We start from the raw sequence: 19,452 nt of genomic DNA on the forward strand, positions 1-19,452 counted from the left end.
TCGATCAACTCTCGGTGGCTCCGACCTCCCAGCTCGGCACGGCCGCCGCCGCACCGGTACGCGGGCCGGCGTACTCCATCAGGACCAGGGCGATGTCGTCGTCGAGCCGACCGTGCACCCACTCGACCAGGGCCGTCTCCAGCGAAGCCAGCCCGTCGGCGACCGTGCCGTGCCCGAGCAGCCGCCAGGCGCGGTCGGCGGTGGGGAAGAACTCGCCGTCCCGCCGGGCCTCACCGAGGCCGTCGGTGAACAGCAGCAGTCGGTCGCCGGGCTCCAGCCGCTCCACCCGGGGCCGGACCACCGGCATGAAGCCCAGCGGGGGCGCGGGTGCGGGCGGCTCCAGCGGGATCACCGCGCCGCGGCGCAGCAGCAGCGGTGACGGATGCCCACAGTTGACGATGGTGAGCGTGCCGCCGCGCTCCTCGACCAGCGCGGCGGTGACGAAGTCCTCGTCGCCCACGCTGCGGGCCACGGCCCGGTCCAGGTCGGCGACGATGGCGCGCAGGTCGGCCCGCTCGTACGCGACGTGCCGGTAGGAGCCGAGGACGATGCTGGCCAGCCGGACCGCGTCCAGACCCTTGCCGCGTACGTCCCCGATGATCATCCGTACCCCGTACGGGGTGTCGACCGCCTCGTACAGGTCCCCGCCGATCTCGGCGGTCGCGGTCGAGGAGATGTAGCGGCCCGCCACCGAAAGCGTGCCCACCTGCGGACCGAGCGGGCGCAGCACCGCCTGCTGGGCCACCGCGGCGAGTTTGGAGAGCTCGGCGATCCGCTCGGCCTGCCGCTGCCGCATCGACGCCACCGCACCCGCGAGCACGGTGGCAATCGCGATCCCGACCACGTTCACCGAGGTCACCAGCGACATCTTCGGCTCGGCCAGGGCGAAGCCCGCCCCGATCAGGGTGGCCGCGGCGCCCACCCCCAGCACCACGCGCCAGGACGCCAACGCCGCGGCCAGGAACGGAGCGGCCACCATCAGCGCGACGTAGTGCGCCACCCACCCGTCCGCGAACTCCACCGCGGACACGATCGCGAGCAGGACGAGGGCCGCGCCGAGGCCGGCGCGGGATCCGGGGCTCAGCGGGCTACGGCCCGACTGGAGGAGTCGCGTGGGTACGAGGGACAGCATGCCCGATAGGCGTGAACGGGTGAATGAACCTGACCCGTCGTCCGAGGAGGTTCTGACCGGCCGGCCGGAGCAACCGGTCCGATCGCCGCCGCCCATCGGTTCAGCCCAGCACCTCGTACCGCACGGTGAGCGCGCCGACGTCGACCGAGGCGATCGTCGCGAACGCCGCCCGGGACAGGTCCAGGCAGCGGCCGTCGACGAACGGCCCACGGTCGTTGATCCGCACGGTGACCGACTTGCCGTTGGCCGGGTTGGTGACCCGCACCTTGGTGTTGAACGGCAGCGTCTTGTGCGCGGCGGTCAGCTCGTTCGGGTTGAACGACTCGCCGTTGGCGGTGAGCTGACCGTCGGAGTAGAAGGACGCCCCGCAGCTACCGCTGTCCAGCACCTTCGCGGCCGCCACGGTCTTCTTCACGGTCGGGCGGGGCTTCGGCGCGGCGGTACGGGCCTTGCCGCGGGAGGCGGCCTGCGCCGACCGGCTCGACTGCGGGCTGGCCGTCGCGCTCGGCGAGGCGCTGGCGCTCGGCGAGGCGGCCGGCGAGCTGGCGGCGAGGCTGCTCGGAGCCCCGGTGGGGGCCAGCTCGACGGCGACCGGCTCGGGCTGTGGGGAGCCCGAGGTGAGCTGCACGGCGCCGACGGTGCCGCCGACGGCGAGGGCGACGCCGACCGCCGCGGTGGCCACGATGCCCGCGGGGGAGGAGAAGATGCGGGTACGGGAGTGCCTACCTGCCACCGGCCCGGTCCTTTCGTCGGTTGAACAAACCGGGTCGGACCGTAACGAGCGAAGCACTTCCGAAGTCAACGTGACCATGATGGTATGCCCGTATTTGCGCGGGTACGTGTAGCCGATCATCCGACCCCGGATAGGCCGCTCGGCCCAGCCGATGAGCTGCGCAAACGTCGCCCGGAGCGGCGACCCACGGCTGGCCGCCGACGGGTGGCGGAACCAGGTTTCCCCCGGCCCCGCCACCCGGCCGTGACTACTCGAAATGCGTCGGCTCGGGAACCGGCGACGCGGGTCGGGTGCGCTCCATCGGCACCTTCGTGGCCCGGACCGCCGGGCCGGGCTCCAGCATCCGGTCGAAGACGTTGCGGAAGAGGGTCGACATCGCCGGGTCGCTGTCGAGGGCGGCGACGAAGGAGATCGACGATGCGCTGAAGACCAGCGCGCCGTTCCGCTTCTCCATGAACACCATGGCCGCGCCGCCGCCAGGGTTCTGCCCGCGGGCGATCACCTGGCTCTCGACCGCCTCGCCGGCTTGGCCGACCATTCCGTCGGTCTCCCAACCGCTCGCCGCGCCGTTGTAGCCGTCCCGGCCGAAGAGGCTCCCCACCGTCAAGCCCGTGCCCGCGAGCAGCGGGTGGTCGCGGAGCACCTTGTACGGGGCGTACGTGCTGTGGTTGGAATAGTTGACGCCGACCAACTGGGAGGCGGGCAGCCCCAGCGCCGCGTAGGCGTCCCGCAGCCCGTTCGACCGGCGGTACGTCACGACGGTGCGGCTGGCGTCGACCTGCACCCGCTCGTACAGACCGTTGCCACCGGCATAGACGATCCGGCCACCACCGGCCTGGTAGTTGACCAGGTTCTGCCGCATCGCGTCGGACCAGTACTCCGGGTGGCTGCCCAGCACGAGTACCCGGTACTGGGTCAGCCACGTTCCGGAGGCGTGCAGGTCCATGTCCTCGTAGCAGTCGTACGCGAGGCCCTGCCGCGACATCCACCGCAGCAGCATCAGGTCCGAAAACAGCGTGTGGTCGTGCATCGCCGGGTCCTCGATGTTCCACTCGAAGGACGGCCGGCGGGTGGTGAACGGGCGGCTGCCCGCGAGGTCTTTGCAGTACTGGCTGTGCCCGCCCCAGTTGTTGTACGCGTTGTAGGTGAAGGTGGGCAGCAGGACCGCGATCGGGTTGGTCACCTGCGCCGGGCGGACGACGAACGGCACGTACCGGTGGAGCCGGTGCGGCCCCTCCAGGCGGGCCGCGTAGAGGCCGGGCTTCCAGGTGTCGGGGATCTGGTACGTCAGCCGGTCCTGCCAGCCGCAGCCCACGGTGACGAACCCGGGCGGAAGCTGCTGGATGCCTCCGGTCACCGGAATCGGGTCCGTCATGACCGTGGGTTCTTTCTCGGTGTTCGGCGCCAGGCGGACCAGCGACGCGGTGGACGACGTGAAGCCCGTCGAGACGGCCACCCGGACCGTCTCCCCCTGCTTGATGCTCGGGGTGTTCGGGTAGCCCTGGAGGGCGGCCCGGCTCTGCATGGTCCAGCCGCGCCCCACCTTCGGCGCCACCCCGTTGTTGGCCCAGACCGCCCGGTTGTCCGAACCCACCGAGCGGTAGTTGAGGATGCGGTGCTGGATGAGGGTGCCGGTCTGCGTGGCGGCCGCCGGGTCCGGCGAAACGCCGTACAGGACGCCCTGGCCGGTGAACCACAGACCGTCGTTGTAGCCCATGTTGCGGTACCCGCTGCCGAACTGGATGCCGGACCCGGACGCCCACCGCGGGCCGCCCAGGTGGCGGTACCAGTGGAGGTTCCCGAAACGGTAGGCGTAGATGACGTTAAAGTCGTCCGCCTGGAGTATGCCGTCCTGGAACTGGTTGCCGAGGTACACCCCCGCGGCCGTCCACCGCCGCATCGTGGGGACGTAGTGATGCCAGTACAGCCGGCCCTTGTTGTCCTGGCCATAGATGCTGCCGTTGAAGCCGGCCAACCGGGGATAGCGGTCGAAGCCGCGGCCGACCTCGCCCTCGTCCACCCACGATCCGGCGCCGGAGAGCGAGTCGGTGAGCACGTACCGGCGAAGGTGGACCGTTCCGTCGGCCCGTACGCCGTACAGGGAACCGCTGTTGCCGCCGAACACCGCCCGGTATCCGTGCCAACCGGAGTCGATGCGCCGGCCGGACCCGCTCGCCCACGTCGCCGCCCCGGTCTGCCATCCCAGGTGCCGATACCACAGGAGGCCGCCGTCGGCCTGGATGGCGAAGATGACCCCGTTGCCGCCACCGACGAGCCGGATGAACCGCTGCTGGGGGTCGACCTTGATCGTCTCGGCCGCCTGGGCCGGCGCGGAGCCAGGATCGACCATCAGCAGCGGCGGCACTGCGGCCGCGATGACCGCCCCGTCGCGGAGCACGCGACGTCGCGAGACGCCGTCCGGTTTCAGTCCCTCGGACATGACCGCCCCCTCAGTCGCACGGATTGTCGAGGCACCCTAGAGCGAGTTGGGCTCACGTGCCGCCCCGCAGTGCCGGATGGGCCGCCGAATCATCCGTCGCCCGGCGAAGTTCGGACCGAACGAGCTGCCCTGATCCGTCGATCAGCCGATGCCGGAGCTTCCGGCGACCGTCCGGCTGACCGGCTGACCGGCTGACCGGCAGGATGGTGGGGTGCCCGCCGATCTGCGCGACCGTCTCATCTCCCTCTGTCGTTGGATCGATCCCGGCCCCGGCTCCACGCACCTGGTCAGTGACGTGTCGGGCTGGTGGCGGGACGCGGACGTGCTCGCCGCCCTCGGCCCGGCGCTCGTGGAGCAGTTCCGGGCAACCCGGCCGACGGTGGTCGTCGCGCCGGCGGTCACCGGATTCCTGCTCGGGCCCCTCGCGGCGACCGCGCTCGGCGTCGGCTTCGTCCCGGCGCACAAGCCGGGCGACGGCCGTCTGCCCGCCGGCCCGCTCACCTGGGCGCGGAGCCCTCCGGACTTCCGGGGCCGGCGGGTCGACCTGGCTGTCCGGGAGCGGCACCTCGGGCCGGACGACCGGGTGCTGGTGGTGGACGACTGGGTGGCCACGGGCGCGCAGGTCCGCGCCCTCTACGACATCTGTGCGGCCCGTGGTGCGAAACCCGTCGGCACCGCCGCGGTGGTGTCGGACTGCCCGCCGGAGGTCGCCACCCAGCTCGGCGTCCGTGGCCTGGTCACCGGTGGCGACCTAACGACCTGAGCCGCGATGCGGGGCAGCGTGGGCTGGGCGGCCTGCTCTACTGTGAAGCGGCGCCGCCCCGGCCGTCCTCCGGACCCGATCCCACAGCCGCGGCGCGAATCGATCTCTAGGAGCTTCCTTGCTTCGAACCTCTCTGTCGCGCCGATCGGCAACGTGTGCCACGTTGCTGGCCATCGGCGTCACCACGCTGTTCGGCGGCGCCAACGCCGCGTACGCGACCCACGGCCCCAGCGGCGCCCTCACCTCGAGCAACGGCTCAGTCACCATCGCCACCACCAGTGGCGCGCCGATCGTCTCGGAAGACGGCTACACCATCACGGACGCGGCCTGGTCGCCCGACGGCAGCCGCGCGGTCTTCGTCAACAACCGCGGCGACATCGCGACGATCGGCAAGTCCCCGCTGTTCCCAGCTTCCATCGTCTACCCGATCGACCAGGACGTCGACGGACTCCAGCGCGCCACCCCGGAGTGGGTGGGTGACGGATCCACCGTGGTCTGGGCCGAAAGGTCCGCCGGCGGTCTGTGGCGGATCCAGGAAGCCCTCGCCGGTCAGGGCTGGGGGTCCGCCCAGCGCTCGCCGAACGACGGCAAGCACTACCTGGAGCCGGACACCAACGCCGACCAGCGGATCGTCGTGCAGCGGCAGAGCGACGACGGCGCTGGCAACCCGACCGGCACGCCGGAGATCGGCTTCCTGGACGGGGACGTCTTCACCCCCATCGCCACGGACGCGGCCAGCCCGACCATCTCCGCGAACGGCCAGAAGGTCGCCTTCATCCGGGGCGGTCAGGTCTGGACCGTCAGCGCGGCCGGTGGAAGCGAGGTCCAGGTGACCTCCGGTGGAGCGGTCAAGTCGGACCCGGTGCTCAACGCCGACGGCACCCAGGTCGCCTTCGCGCAGGGTTCGGCCATCGCGACCGCGCCGACCACCGCCGGCGCCACCCCGACCGTCGTCAGCGGCCTCTCCGGGGTACCGGACTACCGGCCCATCAAGAAGGACCGCGTGGTCCGGCTCGCCGGGTCGGAGCGTTTCACCACCGCCACGGCGATCTCCCAGTCGCACTGGGCCAGCCGTAGCAACGCTTCCGACCCGCGCGCCAAGGCCAACGCGGCCGTCCTGTCCCGGTCGGACAACTTCGCCGACGCCCTCGGCGGGTCGGCTCTCGCCGCCGCCAAGAACGGGCCGCTGCTCATGACCAAGCCGGCGGGGCTGCACCCGGCGACCGCCGCCGAGCTGACCCGGGTCCTCGCGCCCGGCAAGACGGTCTACCTGCTCGGCGGAACGGGCGCGGTCTCGACCGCCGTCGAGAACCAGGTGAAGGCTCTCGGCTTCGCGACCGTGCGGCTCTCCGGCGCGGACCGCTACGCCACGTCGGTCTCCATCGCGAACGCCATCGACCCGACCCCCGACATGGTGCTCGCGGCGACCGGCGCCAACTTCCCGGACGCTCTCGCCGCCGGTGCCGCCGCCGGCGCGCAGAACCTGCCCGGCAAGGGTGTCTCCGCCGTCGTGGTCCTGACCAAGGGCGCCGGCCTCACCCCGGCGACGAAGGCCTACCTCGACGCCCTGCCGGACACCACCGGCATCTTCAGCGTCGGTGGCGCCTCCGACCTCGCGACCCAGGCCTACCTGCCGGCGCCGCTGGTGGGTACCGACCGCTACGAGACCGCCGCGCTGGTCGCCTGGGTCTTCTTCGGCGGCTTCAACCACATCGGCGTGGCGACCGGCGGCAACTGGCCGGACGCGCTGGCCGGTGGCGCCCTGATGGCGTCGCTCGACGCCCCGCTGGTGCTGGCCCCCGGTAACGGCGCACGGATCGGCGACTACCTGTGGGCGGTCGGCGACGAGTTCGCCGGCTCCATCCACACCGGCATCATGTTCGGTGGTTCCGCTGTGCTGAACGACATCCAGCGGGACGGCCTCGGCCAGACCATCAGCGGTCCTGCCGGCTTCACGACCGCCAACAACCCGACGGACGTGCAGCGCGCCGCGACCGGCGTCCAGGCCACCACCGCCAAGCGGGCGGCCGCCGCCGAGGCGACCGGCGCTCCGCGTACGGTGGCGGACTTCAAGGCGGCTGCGGAGGCTGTCGCCGACCGGTTCGCCGAGAAGCGCCGCTGACTCAGGCGTAACAGCAGCGGGGCCCGGCCGATCGGCCGGGCCCCGTCGCGTTGCCGAGGGCCGAGGGCGGCCCTGTGCCCCCGACAGCCGCGCCTGCTCCCCGGGGTCGCCGCCGGTCCGCTCACCGCACCGGCGCAGCGGCCCGAAGTGGGGACGGCAGCCGGTAGCCTCGGCAGGATGTGGCCTCGGATCGGTGGACTGCGCACCCTCGCCCTCGGCACGCCCGGCGAGCTGCGGGCGACCCTGAACACCCTGGTACTGGCGGGGGTGAAGACCGCCACCGCCGGCCTGCTCAGCGAGTACGCCCAGGAGGGCGAGGAGCTGGAGCAGGTCGGCGAGCGGCTGGTCCTGGTCGACGACGAGGGCGCGCTGGCCGGCCTCGTGGAGATCACCGGAGTCGAGATCGTGCGCTTCGCCGACGTGCCCTGGGACTTCGCCCGCTCCGAGGGCGAGGGTGACCGCTCGATCGAGGAGTGGCGGGCGGGCCACTCGGCCTACTGGGCGCGGGTGGGCACGCCCGTCGACGACGACAGCGACATCGTCTGCCTGCGCTTCCGGCTGATCTCCGCCGGTGCGGGCGGGGTCGCGAGCGGGGACCTGAGCACCTGACCTGCGGCGCTCCCCGCCGCGTCGGCCGGGGATTCAGCCGCGCAGCTCCGGCAGCAACCTGGTGGCGACGTCCACCAGGACCTCCTCGTCGCCGGCGTACCAACTGCTGGCGCGCGGCCAGTGCGTCACCACGTCGGTGAAGCCCAGCGCGGCGGCCCGGCCGACCTGGTCGGCGAAGAACTCCGCGCTGCGCAGCGAGAACGCGGGTGCCGCGTCCAGCGACAGGTAGCGGTCCAGTGTGGCCGGATCGCGGTCGGCCGCGTCCAGGGTCCGGTCGAGCCGTTCGCAGAGCGCCGCCACGCCCCCCCACCAGCTCTCCAGATCTTCCTCACCGGTGCCCGTCGTCACCCAGCCCTGCCCGAACCGGGTCACCAGCCGCATGGAGCGCGGCCCGTTGGCGGCGACCACGAACGGCAACCGGGGCGTCTGCACACAGCCCGGATTGTTGCGGGCGTCCACCGCCGCGAACCACTCGCCGCGCCAGGTGGTGCCGTCCTCGCGCAGGATCAGATCCAGCAGTTCGGTGAACTCGGCGAAACGGTCGACCCGCTGGCGCGGCGGCAACGTCTCGCCGCCCAGCACGGCCGAGTCGAAGCCGATGCCGCCGGCTCCCAGACCGAGCAGGAGGCGACCGTCGGAGACGTCGTCCACCGCGGTGATCTGCCGGGCGAACGCGGCCGGGTGCCGGAAGTTCGGCGACGCCACCAGGGTGCCCAACCGGATCCGGGACGTCACCGTGGCGGCGGCGGTCAGCGTGGTCATCGAGTCGAACCAGGGCCCATCGACCAGATCGCGCCAGCCCAGGTGGTCGTACGTCCAGGCGTGGTCGAAGCCCCACTCGTCGGCCTGCCGCCAGCGACGCTGGGACTCGGACCAGCGCTGGTCCGGAAGGATCACGATGCCAATCCGCATGATCGCCAGCCTACGTCCCGGCAGCGAGCGCCGGGCCGGGCGCGGCCGCCGTCCCCCGCCACGAGGAAGGGCCCGGCCGTCATGGCCGAGCCCTTCCCTTTCGCCCTACCGGTCCGGCGCGGCCTGCCGCGTCGCGCCGATCGTGGTCCTACCGCTTGGCGGCCTGCCGCGCGTTGCGCACCGCCTCGGCGACGGCAGCCCGCTGCACGTCCTGTGCGGCGCGTGCCGTCGCGGCGTCAGTCGCCGTCGGAGCGCCCCGCAGCGTGACACCCACGTCGGTGGGGTTGGTCACCACGGTCGAGCCGAGCGGACCGCCGAGCCACGCCCCGACCTGGGCCGCCTGCCGGTCGGTGACCACACCGGCCGCACCGAAGACCAGGCCCTGGCTCACCGCGCCGCTGGTCTCGTCGAGCGAGTCCCGCGCCGCGACGCCGAGATCGGCTGCCGTTCCCGGAGTGAGCAGCAGCGGGCCGTTCAGGGCACCCATCAGCGCCCCACCGGCGAGCGCGTCCGGCCAGTTCGACCCGGTCGCGATGCCAGCATACTGCTGCCCATGGAAGAAGATCTGCGCCACGTAGGCGGCAGTCCCGTAGCGGTCCGCCTCGAACAGGCCATACGACTCCGGGTCGAAGGTCTGCGCGGCGGCGGAGCCGTGCCCTCCGATCCCCCACACCGAGGGCTTGACCAGCGATTCCAGGTAGGACCTGGTTGCCGGGGGCAACGCGGCTCCCTTGCTCAACACCACCACACCGCGGGTGGTGCCCGGGAAGATCTCGCCACCGGCGACGGCACCGGCGGCGAGTGCGTCCGGGAAGTTCATGCCGGTCGCCACGAACACGAACGCCGGGTCGACATCGACCTCCCTGGCGATGGCGACCGCCGTGGCGAACCGGTCCGCGCCGGCCAGGCGCTTGACCTGAAAGCCCAGGGCTCGGACCTCGTCCTCGACAGCGCTGGAGAGCGCGCCGACGCTGCCGAGCAGGTAGACCGTGCCACCGGGGGCCAGCACCCGCTGCATTTCCGCCCGGGCGTTCGCCTCCAGGCTGGTCGGCGGGGTCAACAGCAGCGGTGCGCGCTTGGCCCCCGCCAGACCTGAGCCGGCGAGCGCGTCGGCGAAGGTGTCCGACCGGGACAGCACCACCGCTCCAGCCCTCGCCCGCTTGTCGTTGGCGTCCCCGGCGGTCGCCCAGTGCGACCGGGAGACCTCGGCCGCGGTGCCGAACCGGCTGACGCCGGCGAGCCGGGCGACCCGGTCCTTCTTCTGCGGCTGGTACGCCGGCACCCCACCGGTGGTGGAGACGACGGTGGGCGAGTCGGCACGTGAGCCGTCGGCCGGCGCGGTGGCCACCGTCGTGCCCTGGCTAAAGGCGATCGTCGAGCCGTCCGGGGACCAGGTCGGGTTGTCGTGGACCGCTGCGTTGCTGGTGACCGCCACCTCGTTGCCGCCGGTGAGGTCGGAGGTGATGATCTGGTTGTCCCGGACGAACGCGACCCGGCTGCCGTCCGGCGACAGCGCGGGGTTGGCGCCGTGCTCGTCCACCACGGTGACCTGCTTGTACTCCGGCTTGGCGCCGTCGTAGAGCAGCACGGCCGGCTGACCTGTCGGCTGACCGCTGCCGTTGTCGTCCTCCCGTTGGAAGACGACCGTTCGGCCGGGGCCGCCATCCGGGTTCCGGTAGTGCTTGGTGGAGTCGCCGGCGTAGATCGACTCGGACCAGCCGCTCCAGGTGCTCTCCGCGATCCGGATGGACCACCTCGAGTACGGGGAGGTGTTCCACTTCTCCGCCCAGACCACCCTGCTGCTGTCGCCGAGCCAGGACGTGCCCGCCCGCTCGATGTCGCTGGAAGCGAAGAAGTTGACCTCCCGAACCGTGTCGGCGCCGGTGTACCGGAGAGACTTGATCTTGCCGTCGGGGGCGTGGTAGATCAACCGGCTGCCGTCCGGTGACCAGGACACGTCCCGCATCGCCTCGCCGTCGGGATTCTTCAATGTGGAACGAGTCGTGCCGCTGATGACCTGGACCGAGCTGGTGCCGTTGCTGATGGTCAGCACCTGGCCGCTGCCGGGCAGGCTGGCATGGGCGGCCGGCGCAGCGACCACCAGGCCGGCGGCGCCGATCGCGAGCGCCGAGGCGCGCGCCAGCGCACGGCGCGAAGACATGGATGACAAGTGGAACTCCCCGTTTCGTACGGTGCGCCGTCGGAGGGGACGGGCGAAGGACCGGTTGACGTGACGGTGGGAAGACGTTGCGCCGATCGAAGAAGCTGAGCGGGCGGGCCCGAGCGGGCCGCGGCGGCGCTGCCGACAGCTTAGCGAGTCACCCGTCTATCGGCTGACCCGACAGAACGGACCATGCGGCCACCCTCGCTCGGGACGAGCCAACGGCGAAGGGCCCGGCCGAGATCGGCCGGGCCCTTCTGAGGTGCCTTGTTCAGCTCAGGCTGGCGCGGTGCTCGCGCACCGACTTGGCGGCCTCGGCCGCCTCCTTCGCGGTCCGGTGAGTGCCGGTCACCGGAGCGCCCGCGGTACGCAGGTTGGCGCCGCTGCGGGCGGTCAGCCCGACATCGGTCGGGTTGTCGACCCGGTTCGACCCGAGCGGGCCGCCGATCCAGTAACCGGCCTGGTCGCGCTGCGCGTCGTTGACCACGCCGGCCCCACCGAAGATCAGCACGTCACGGACGGAGCCGCTCGCGTCGGCGAGCAGGTACTCGGCGTCGAGGCCGAGGGAGCCGGCCATGCCCGGGGTGAGCATCAGCGGGCCGTTGAGCAGGCCCATCAGCGCGCCGCCGGCGAGCGCGTCCGGCCAGTTGGTGCCGGTGGCGAGCCCGACGTGGTTCTGCCCGCCGAAGAACACCCAGGCGGTATAGAGCGCGGTCTCGTAGCGGGTCTCGCCCCAGACCTCGATGGCGTCGTCGCCGTCGTAGTTCGTCGCGGCCGTGCTGGCGAATCCGCCGATGCCGAACAGCACGCGGTCGGCCTTCGGGAGGGTGTCCAGGAAGCTCTTGGTGCTCGCCGGCATCTGGGCCCCCTTGGTGAGGACCACCACCGCCGACTCGGTGCTGCCCGGGTAGTCGAACGAGCCAGCCGCGGCGCCGGCCGCGAGCGCGTCCGGGAAGTTGGTGCCGGTGGCCAGCAGGACCAGTTCCGGCTTCGGGTCGATCGCCTTCGCGATCTCCACGGAGGTGGCGTACCGGTCGGCGCCGGCGGCCCGCACCACGTTGTAGCCGAGCGCCCGGATCGAGTTCTCGACACCGACGGAGAGCGCGCCGGTGCCGCCGAGCAGATAGACCGTGCGGCCCGGTGCCAGCACCCGCTGGAGCTCGGCCTGGGTGGCGGGCGCCAGGGCGGTCGGAGTGGTCATCAGCAGCGGGCCACGCTTGGCGGCAGCCAGTGCCGAGCCGCCCAGCGCATCGGCGAAGGTGTCGGACCGGGACAGCACGACCGCCTGGGCCTGCTCACGCGTGTCGCCACTGTTGGTCGCCGTCTTCCAGTGCGACTGGGAGACGGCGGTGGCGGTGGTGAACCGGGTCTGACCGGCGAGCCGGGCGACCCGGTCCTTGTTCCGCGGCTGGTAGGCGGGAACGCCGCTGGCGCCGGGAACGTTGAGCGGGGCCGCTGCCTGCGAGCCGTCGGCCAGGGCCGTCGCCACTGGGGTGCTGCCCTGGTTGAAGGCGATGGTCTTGCCGTCCGGCGACCAGACCGGGTTGTCCTTAACCCCGCTGTTGCTGGTGACGACGACCTCGTTCCCGCCGCTCAGGTCGGAGACGATGATCTGGCCGTCGCGGACGAAGGCCACCTTGGTGCCGTCGGGCGACAGCGCCGGGTCGGAGCCGTTTCCGTCGACCAGCGTGATCCGCTGGTCGGCCGGCTTCGCCGGGTCGTAGAGCACCACGCTGGACGCTGCGGCGGGCTGGCCGCCCCCGTTGTCCTCGTGACGCTCGAAGACCACCTTCTGGTCCCGCCCGCCGTCGGGGTTGCGGTAGTGCCGGGTGTCGTTGGCCGGGCTGAGCTGGCCAGTCGGGTCGTAGAACGAGGAGCTCGGCGTGGTGCGGATCCGCCACGGCAGGCCGGAAGGCTTCTCCGCCCAGATGATGCTGGAGCCGTTGCCCCGCCAGGTGGTGCTCTCCCGGAGCACATTCGGGTCCTCGTCCTCGGCGACCTTCGGGAACCAGCCCTGGCCGTCCCAGCGGAGGGTGTTGATGCCGCCGTACTGGCTGACGTAGGCCGCGACGCTGCCGTCGGGCGACCAGGACACGTCCCGCATCGTCTCGCCGTACTCATTGAACAGCGAACTCCGGCTCGGGTCGTTGTAGAACCCGAGCGACGCGGAGCCGTTGCTGGTGGTCAGGACATTGCCGGAGCCCGACAGGCTGGCGCTGGCGGCGGGGGCGCCCGCCACGAGCGCGGTGGAACCGACCGCGAGGGCCGAGGCGAGGGCCGCGGACCTGCGAAGGGAAGATGAAGGCAAGGGAACTCCCTGCTGATGAGGCGCGCCGTTGGAGATGGCACCCGTCCGCCGGCTGATCCGGCGCGGGGCGGCGCAGATGGGTAGCACCTTAGGAGATCTTTAAGCTCCGCGCAGCCCCAAATCGCCGATGGGGTGGTGACATCTGGCTGAACGATGGAGCGGTTCGGCCGGTAGGCCCCAGGTAGGGCACAGCCCTGCTTGGAGGGGTTCGTCCGAGCAGGGCTGTGCGATGTCCGCTGGGGACTAACGTCCGAGGTTCGTGGGGTTGCTCACCGAGGTGGCCCCGAGCGGCCCTGCGAGCCACGTCCCGATCTGCGTCTGCTGCGACGGGCTCACCACTGCGGACGCGCCGAAGACCAGGCCGGTGTGCACCGACCCGCTCGACTCCTTGAGCAGCGACACCCCGGGGGCCGCGAGGGTGGTGTCGGTGCCCCGGGTGAGCATCAACGGGCCACCGAGCACGCCCATCAGCGCCCCGCCGGTCAGCGCATCCGGCCAGTTGGTCCCGGTGGCGAAGCCGGTGTACCGCTGGCCCTCGAAGAACTCCAGGGTGACCTGGTGCGCCGTCTCGTACCGGGTCTCGCCCCCGAGCCCACGGACGTACGGACCGACCGGGTCGTACGCGTAGGCGGCGGCCATGCCCTGAATCCCGATGCCGTACAGCATTCGTTGGTCCTTCGGCTGCGCGTCGAGGAACGCCTTCGTCACCGGCGGGATCACCTCATTCCGGGTGAGCAACACCACCGCGGACTCGTAGCGCTCGAAGTCTGCGTTGGTGGCACCGGCAGCGGCACCAGCGGCCAGAGCGTCCGGGAAGTTCATCCCCGTGGCCAGCAGGATCTGATCCGGATTCGGATCGATCGCCTTCGCAATCTCCACCGACGTCGCGAAGCGATCCACGCCAGCGAGCCGCTCCACGGAGTAGCCCATCGCCCGGACCTGATCCTCGACCGCCTTCGACAGCGCCCCGGTGCTACCCAACAGGTAGACGGTGCTGTGTCCCGGCAGCAGGATCCGCTGCATCTCCGCCTTCGTCGTCGGCTCCAGCCGGCCGGGAGGCGTCAACAACAGCGGGCCGCCCTTCTCCGCCGCCAGCGCCGCGCCACTCAGCGCGTCGGCATAGGTGTCCGACCGTGTCAGGACCACCGCGGTGGCCCCGCGGTCAGCCCATCGCGACCGGGACACCGCCACCGCGGTTTCGAACCGGTTCGCACCGGACATCCGCGCGACCCGCTCCTTCGTCCGCGGCTGATACGCCGGCACACCGTCCAGACCCGGCACCGCCGACGGCGCGGCCGTACCGTCCGCCAACGCCGTGTACACCGGCCACGCACCGGTCGACGTCACCCTGCTGAACGCCAACGAGGTGCCGGCTGGCGACCAGGTGGGGTTGTCGTACTGGACGCCGGCGGGGGTGACCGTCACCTCGTTGCCACCGGCGAGATCGGACACGACGATCCGGCCGGCGCGAACGAAGGCCACCCGGGAACCGTCCGGCGAGATCGACGGATTGGACCCGTCGTCGTCGACGAGTCTCCAGCGCTCGAACCCCTCCTGCGAACCGTCGTACAGCATGACGGCCGGCTGCCCGGTCGGCTGGCCCGAGCCGTTGTCGTCCTGACGCTGGAACACCACCAGCCGGCCGGGCCCGCCATCCGGGTTCAGATAGTGCTTCCCGTCCCTGGGCGAGAGCCAGCTGTTGCCCAGAAGCCCCCCGACCTGCTCCGTCGCCACCCGCCAGGGGGCGCTGGCTGAGGCCTTCTCCGACCAGGCGACAGCGCTGCCGTCAGCCCACCAGGTCAGGCTGCTGCGTCGGATCCCGCCATCCGGTGGTGAGCTCACCGTGTAGCGGGTCGCGCCGTCGTTGTACCGAATTCTCTGAATGCCCGCCTGCTGGTCGAGGTAGACCGCCTGACTGCCATCCGGAGACCAGGCGGCGTCCGTGATGGTGTCCGGCGAGCTGAGGGACGTCCGGGACGGGTCCCCGTGGAACCTGATGGCCGTTCCGCCGTTACTGCTCGTCAGTACGTTGCCCGAGCCAGGGACACTGGCCGTCGCGGGCGTACCGCCGGCCAGCACAACGGTCGTAGCGATTGCGAGGGCCGACGCAACAGCGACCGGCCCTCGAATCGGAGTTCGAGGCACGTGGACACTCCTTGCTGGAAAGCGCGCCTCACTCCGTGCGTCGATTGATCGGACGGGGGCAGCGCGCACCGGCGACTATATAGCCGTCGGCCGACGCGGCCGTACCACGTCGAAGGCTGGGCTGAGACCCGCGTCCTGGCCGGGGCCTTCGTGGTGGAGCCGGACAGGCCGCGGATCGGGCCATCACCCAGGGGCTGCCCGCTGGTGACCGTCGGCGGTACGGGCTACTGGCACGTGGGTGGCACGGATGACCTACGCGTTACGAGATCAAGTTGGCGACCCGTGCCCACCTGACCTCGACTGGCCTGACGTGCGGAGATGCCTCGCGGCATCTCTCAGCGTCGATGGTCACGGTCGGGCGTCTTGAGGACTGGATGAGGACTGCCGCCAGCGGCACGCCCCGACCACCTGGTCCGTCGGCGTGCTGGTCGGCCGGCTCTGGGGAGGTGCCGGCGTTCGTCGCCCGGTTCGGCCTAACGGCTCGGCCGGACATGGACGGATCATGGGTTGACCGGTATCGCGAAGCCTCGTTAGGGTCGGCCGGCTATTGATCATGGAAAGCGCTCACTTCAGGAATTGGTACGGCGAAGACGGAGGCGACCGTGGGTGCTGAGAAGGCCAGACAGCGGCTCATCGATGCGGCGTCGCCGTTCCTGCAGCAGGGCGAGCGTGTTGAGGTGGCCAGCGTGGCGATCGTTGGCTCTGTCTCGACGAAGGACCAGGTCTTGATGGGGGTAACGACAGCTGTCTTGTCCGGCGGCCTGTTCACCGCGTTCTCTGTCGCGGTGAAGCAGTATGTGCTGTTGACTGATAGGCGTCTGCTGTTCTTCGCAATGAACCAAGTGACTGGCCGACCGACCCAGAACGTGCTCGGTGAGGTGCCGCGTCCGATCCTGCGTGCGTCCGATGTTCGCGGTCGGTTGACCCGTGTTGTCGTCTTGACAGCAGACGGTGAAGCGGCGGATCTCAAGCTGCGCTTTCCGTGGCCTGCACGTCGCGATGCGGACGCCCTGGCCGCCGCGCTGACGGCGCCCGCGCGAACTGGCGGTGGTCCGGCCACCGGAGACTAGTCTCCGGCTGGTTGCGGTTCCGCGTGCTGCCCAACAGCAGCCGCGCCGGTAGTAAGCGTGTTCGGTGTGGAGCCGGATCTCCTCGTCGGGCAGTCTCCGACCGAGATCTTGCCGTCCGTCAGCGTGGCTGGCCGGCCCGGCCGATGCCGGCCGAAGGTCGCCAGCAGGCCGGGGCCGGGCCGGCGCGGCCCCCTTGCGGGCCGCCTTGATCCTTAAGAGGTCAAGAACAAGAAGGCGGGCAAGAAGCGTGGCCAGTGGCCCGCGGATGGCCCACCGGCGCTAACGGCCGCTGCGATATCGAAGGCCCTGGCTGGGACTGTCGTCCTGGCCAGGGCCTTGATCGTGGAGCGGGTGACGGGAATCGAACCCGCACTGTCAGCTTGGGAAGCTGATGTTCTGCCATTGAACTACACCCGCAGGCGGCACCACTGTACCTGAGTCACCGAGCCGGTGCACCCAGGTACCCCCGCGGGCCGGCCCCACCACCCGCCAGCACCGCGGAGATGACAATTCATCGCCTCTGGGCCACCCCCACACACGAAGAAGTTTCCCTGTGGCAACATACGTCCGTTCTCAAATCGGTCGATGGGTTGTAACGTCTGCCGCACGTTGCCAGCCACGGCGTGACATAACCCCCTGTCACGCCGCCAGAAAGAGGTGGGCCCATGGGACTTCGTCCCAACATGCTGACCCGGCGTGCCGCCGGCGTCGCATCGACGACACTCGCGCTGCTGCTGAGCACCGCGGCGGTCGGTGTCGTTCCGGCCGCTTCGGCCTTCTCCGCCGCGCCCGGCGGTGCCTGTGTCGAGCCGGTCGACGTCCACGCCAACGCCCGGGTGAAGCCCGGCGGTGCGGCGAAGCACGAACCAAACGAGCTGACCGCCAAGCAGTTCCGCCAGCGGGAGGCCGACCTGGCCGCAGCACTGCGCGAGCGGGCCAACACCCGGCTCGGCGCCGGCGCCAGGACGCTGGCCTCCGTCACCATCCCGGTGGTGGTGCACGTAATCCAGCGGGACAGCACCCGGGCCGGCGGCAACATCCCGGACTCGCTGATCACCTCGCAGATCAACGTGCTCAACCAGGCCTACGCCGGCGGGACCGGCGGCGCGGCCACCGCGTTCTCCTTCCGGCTCGACAAGATCAATCGAGTGACCAACCCGGCGTGGTACCCGATCGTGGAGGGGTCGTCGGCCGAGCGCCAGATGAAGACCTCGCTGCGCGTCGGCGGCAAGAACACGCTCAACATCTACCTGGGTGAGCTGAGCCAAGACCTGCTGGGCTGGGCGACCTTCCCGCAGCGGAGGCTCAACAGCATGGACGGTGTGGTCGTGCTGAGCGAGTCGCTGCCGGGCGGCTTGGCGACCAACTACAACCAGGGCGACACCGGCACCCACGAGGTGGGCCACTGGCTGAACCTCTACCACACCTTCCAGGGCGGCTGCGGCGGCTCGGGTGACAGCGTCGGGGACACCCCGGCCGAGGCGTCGCCGGCGTTCGAGTGCCCGACCGGGCGCGACACCTGCTCGGCGACCGGGCTGGACCCGATCACCAACTTCATGGACTACACCTACGACTCGTGCATGTACCAGTTCACCCCGCAGCAGGCGAGCCGCATGCTGACGGCGTGGAACGCGTACCGCGCGGCGTAGCTCTTCCGCGTACCACCGGTGCCGGCCTCGTCACGACGAGGCCGGCACCGGCATTTCCCCCCAGGAACCGCCGGTCAGGCGGCGGAGCGGTGGACGTCGCGGCCGCGGCGGGCCGGGCGCGGCTCGGGTACGGCGGTGGGGCCGGTCATCGCGGGCGCGGCCAACGGGTCGAGCCAGACCTGCACGGCCGGCCGGCCGGGCGCGTCACCCGGGCCGATCGCGGGGGCGTGGTCGCGGCGGGCCAGCATCGCCACGTCGACAGTGAACTCGAACAGCCGCCAGTCGACCTGCGGCGCCGCCCGCACGCTCTGTGCCAGCCGGGCCACCTGGGCCGGGTCCGTCACCGGTTGGGCGTGCCCCGCCACGTACGCCTCGTCGTCGCTCTCCTCCGGCGGGAACGAGTGCAGCGCGTAGCGGCCGTCGCGTTCGAGGTCGCGGCGCTTCGGCGAGTCGATGATGAAGCAGAACAGCCCCTCATCGGTGATGACCGGAGAGACCGGGTGGACCCGGGGCCCGCCGTCGGCGCGGACGGTGGCCAGGTAGCCGAAGCCCGGCCCGTACTGCTGCAGGAGAACGCGTATCCCGTCGGCGAGTCGGGGCTCGTCGGCGGCGAAATCGGACCAGGAAGCCATGTGGACATTCTATCGAACAAATGTACGAGGAGCGACCTCGACGCGCTGGTCACCGGCACCGGATCGGGCGGGTGCGCCATACCTCGCTATGGTGGTCCGATGCTGCTCTCCGACCGCGACCTGGTCTCCGAGATCAAGGCCGGCACGCTGGGCCTGGAGCCGTTCGAGCCGATGCTGGTGCAGCCGTCCAGCATCGACGTGCGGCTGGACCGACTGTTCCGGGTCTTCAACAACCACCTCTACACCCACATCGATCCGGCGATGCAGCAGGACGACCTGACCTCGGTGGTGGAGGTCCCCGACGGTGAGCCGTTCGTGCTGCACCCGGGGGAGTTCGTGCTCGCCTCGACGCTGGAGGTGATCTCGCTGGGCGACCAGCTCGCCGGGCGGCTGGAAGGCAAGTCGAGCCTGGGCCGGCTCGGCCTGCTCACCCACTCCACCGCGGGCTTCATCGACCCCGGCTTCTCCGGCCACGTGACGCTGGAGCTGTCCAACGTGGCGAACCTGCCGATCACACTCTGGCCGGGCATGAAGATCGGCCAGCTCTGCATCTTCCGACTCTCCTCGCCAGCCGAGCACCCGTACGGTTCGGCCGTCTACGGCTCGCGCTACCAGGGGCAGCGCGGCCCGACGCCGAGCCGGTCCTGGCAGCACTGGCGCACCTGGCCGACCCGCTGACCCCGACGGGCGTTAAGAAGGGCCCCTTCCTCTACCGGGCGGATTCGAGGGGTCGTTGCAACGCGGTGGCTTAGCTGGTGACGGTTAGGAGCTTAGCG

14 protein-coding genes and 1 tRNA gene are annotated in these 19,452 nt (G+C 71.2%); 6 read left to right on the forward strand and 9 right to left on the reverse strand.

Going from position 1 to position 19,452, the window contains the following annotated elements:
- Positions 1 to 4 precede the first annotated feature (4 nt).
- From ACFOW4_RS02245 to ACFOW4_RS02255, 3 genes are all read right to left on the reverse strand, one after another.
- Complete coding sequence (locus ACFOW4_RS02245) at positions 5 to 1,132, reverse strand: PP2C family protein-serine/threonine phosphatase (protein ID WP_377523942.1); 1,128 nt, start codon at positions 1,130 to 1,132, stop codon at positions 5 to 7.
- A gap of 100 nt (positions 1,133 to 1,232) precedes the next feature.
- Positions 1,233 to 1,865: a septal ring lytic transglycosylase RlpA family protein gene (locus ACFOW4_RS02250; RefSeq protein ID WP_377523944.1), complete on the reverse strand. Its 633-nt coding sequence runs from the start codon at positions 1,863 to 1,865 to the stop codon at positions 1,233 to 1,235.
- A gap of 247 nt (positions 1,866 to 2,112) precedes the next feature.
- Positions 2,113 to 4,305: a N,N-dimethylformamidase beta subunit family domain-containing protein gene (locus ACFOW4_RS02255; RefSeq protein ID WP_377523945.1), complete on the reverse strand. Its 2,193-nt coding sequence runs from the start codon at positions 4,303 to 4,305 to the stop codon at positions 2,113 to 2,115.
- 211 nt (positions 4,306 to 4,516) lie between these two features.
- On the opposite strand from ACFOW4_RS02255, the gene ACFOW4_RS02260 reads away from it, so the two are divergent.
- From ACFOW4_RS02260 to ACFOW4_RS02270, 3 genes are all read left to right on the forward strand, one after another.
- Entirely contained in the window at positions 4,517 to 5,068 is a 552-nt protein-coding gene (locus ACFOW4_RS02260; protein WP_377523948.1) for a phosphoribosyltransferase family protein, read from the forward strand.
- A gap of 163 nt (positions 5,069 to 5,231) precedes the next feature.
- Entirely contained in the window at positions 5,232 to 7,190 is a 1,959-nt protein-coding gene (locus ACFOW4_RS02265) for a cell wall-binding repeat-containing protein (RefSeq protein WP_377523949.1), read from the forward strand.
- A gap of 177 nt (positions 7,191 to 7,367) precedes the next feature.
- A complete protein-coding gene (locus tag ACFOW4_RS02270; RefSeq protein WP_377523951.1) occupies positions 7,368 to 7,799 on the forward strand; it encodes an ASCH domain-containing protein in 432 nt (143 codons plus the stop codon).
- 33 nt (positions 7,800 to 7,832) lie between these two features.
- Here ACFOW4_RS02270 and ACFOW4_RS02275 read toward each other — a convergent pair whose 3' ends face one another.
- From ACFOW4_RS02275 to ACFOW4_RS02290, 4 genes are all read right to left on the reverse strand, one after another.
- The gene (locus ACFOW4_RS02275; protein ID WP_377523952.1) at positions 7,833 to 8,711 is read right to left on the reverse strand and encodes an LLM class flavin-dependent oxidoreductase; all 879 of its coding nucleotides are present in this window, start codon (positions 8,709 to 8,711) and stop codon (positions 7,833 to 7,835) included.
- A 148-nt stretch (positions 8,712 to 8,859) separates the two neighbouring features.
- Positions 8,860 to 10,872: a cell wall-binding repeat-containing protein gene (locus ACFOW4_RS02280; RefSeq protein ID WP_377523953.1), complete on the reverse strand. Its 2,013-nt coding sequence runs from the start codon at positions 10,870 to 10,872 to the stop codon at positions 8,860 to 8,862.
- A gap of 271 nt (positions 10,873 to 11,143) precedes the next feature.
- Entirely contained in the window at positions 11,144 to 13,180 is a 2,037-nt protein-coding gene (locus tag ACFOW4_RS02285; RefSeq protein WP_377523955.1) for a cell wall-binding repeat-containing protein, read from the reverse strand.
- Between the two features lie 243 nt (positions 13,181 to 13,423).
- Positions 13,424 to 15,022: a cell wall-binding repeat-containing protein gene (locus tag ACFOW4_RS02290; RefSeq protein ID WP_377523956.1), complete on the reverse strand. Its 1,599-nt coding sequence runs from the start codon at positions 15,020 to 15,022 to the stop codon at positions 13,424 to 13,426.
- 905 nt (positions 15,023 to 15,927) lie between these two features.
- Between ACFOW4_RS02290 and ACFOW4_RS02295 the strand changes: the two genes are divergently transcribed.
- Positions 15,928 to 16,395: a hypothetical protein gene (locus ACFOW4_RS02295; RefSeq protein ID WP_377523958.1), complete on the forward strand. Its 468-nt coding sequence runs from the start codon at positions 15,928 to 15,930 to the stop codon at positions 16,393 to 16,395.
- 343 nt (positions 16,396 to 16,738) lie between these two features.
- Here ACFOW4_RS02295 and ACFOW4_RS02300 read toward each other — a convergent pair.
- Positions 16,739 to 16,812: transfer RNA gene (locus ACFOW4_RS02300), tRNA-Gly, on the reverse strand.
- Positions 16,813 to 17,060: 248 nt separating this feature from the next.
- Here ACFOW4_RS02300 and ACFOW4_RS02305 point away from each other — a divergent pair.
- On the forward strand, positions 17,061 to 18,044 hold the full coding sequence (locus tag ACFOW4_RS02305) for a zinc metalloprotease (protein WP_377523959.1): 984 nt from the start codon (positions 17,061 to 17,063) through the stop codon (positions 18,042 to 18,044).
- A gap of 74 nt (positions 18,045 to 18,118) precedes the next feature.
- Here the strand turns inward: ACFOW4_RS02305 and ACFOW4_RS02310 are convergent, their stop codons facing one another.
- The gene (locus ACFOW4_RS02310; protein WP_377523961.1) at positions 18,119 to 18,676 is read right to left on the reverse strand and encodes a pyridoxamine 5'-phosphate oxidase family protein; all 558 of its coding nucleotides are present in this window, start codon (positions 18,674 to 18,676) and stop codon (positions 18,119 to 18,121) included.
- Between the two features lie 99 nt (positions 18,677 to 18,775).
- Here ACFOW4_RS02310 and dcd point away from each other — a divergent pair, with 99 nt between their 5' ends.
- Positions 18,776 to 19,354, forward strand: coding sequence for a dCTP deaminase (gene dcd, locus ACFOW4_RS02315; protein WP_377523962.1), 579 nt, complete (start codon positions 18,776 to 18,778; stop codon positions 19,352 to 19,354).
- Positions 19,355 to 19,452 lie beyond the last annotated feature (98 nt).

Source organism: Micromonospora sp. GCM10011542 (genome assembly GCF_042650685.1).
Lineage (GTDB): Bacteria > Actinomycetota > Actinomycetes > Mycobacteriales > Micromonosporaceae > Micromonospora.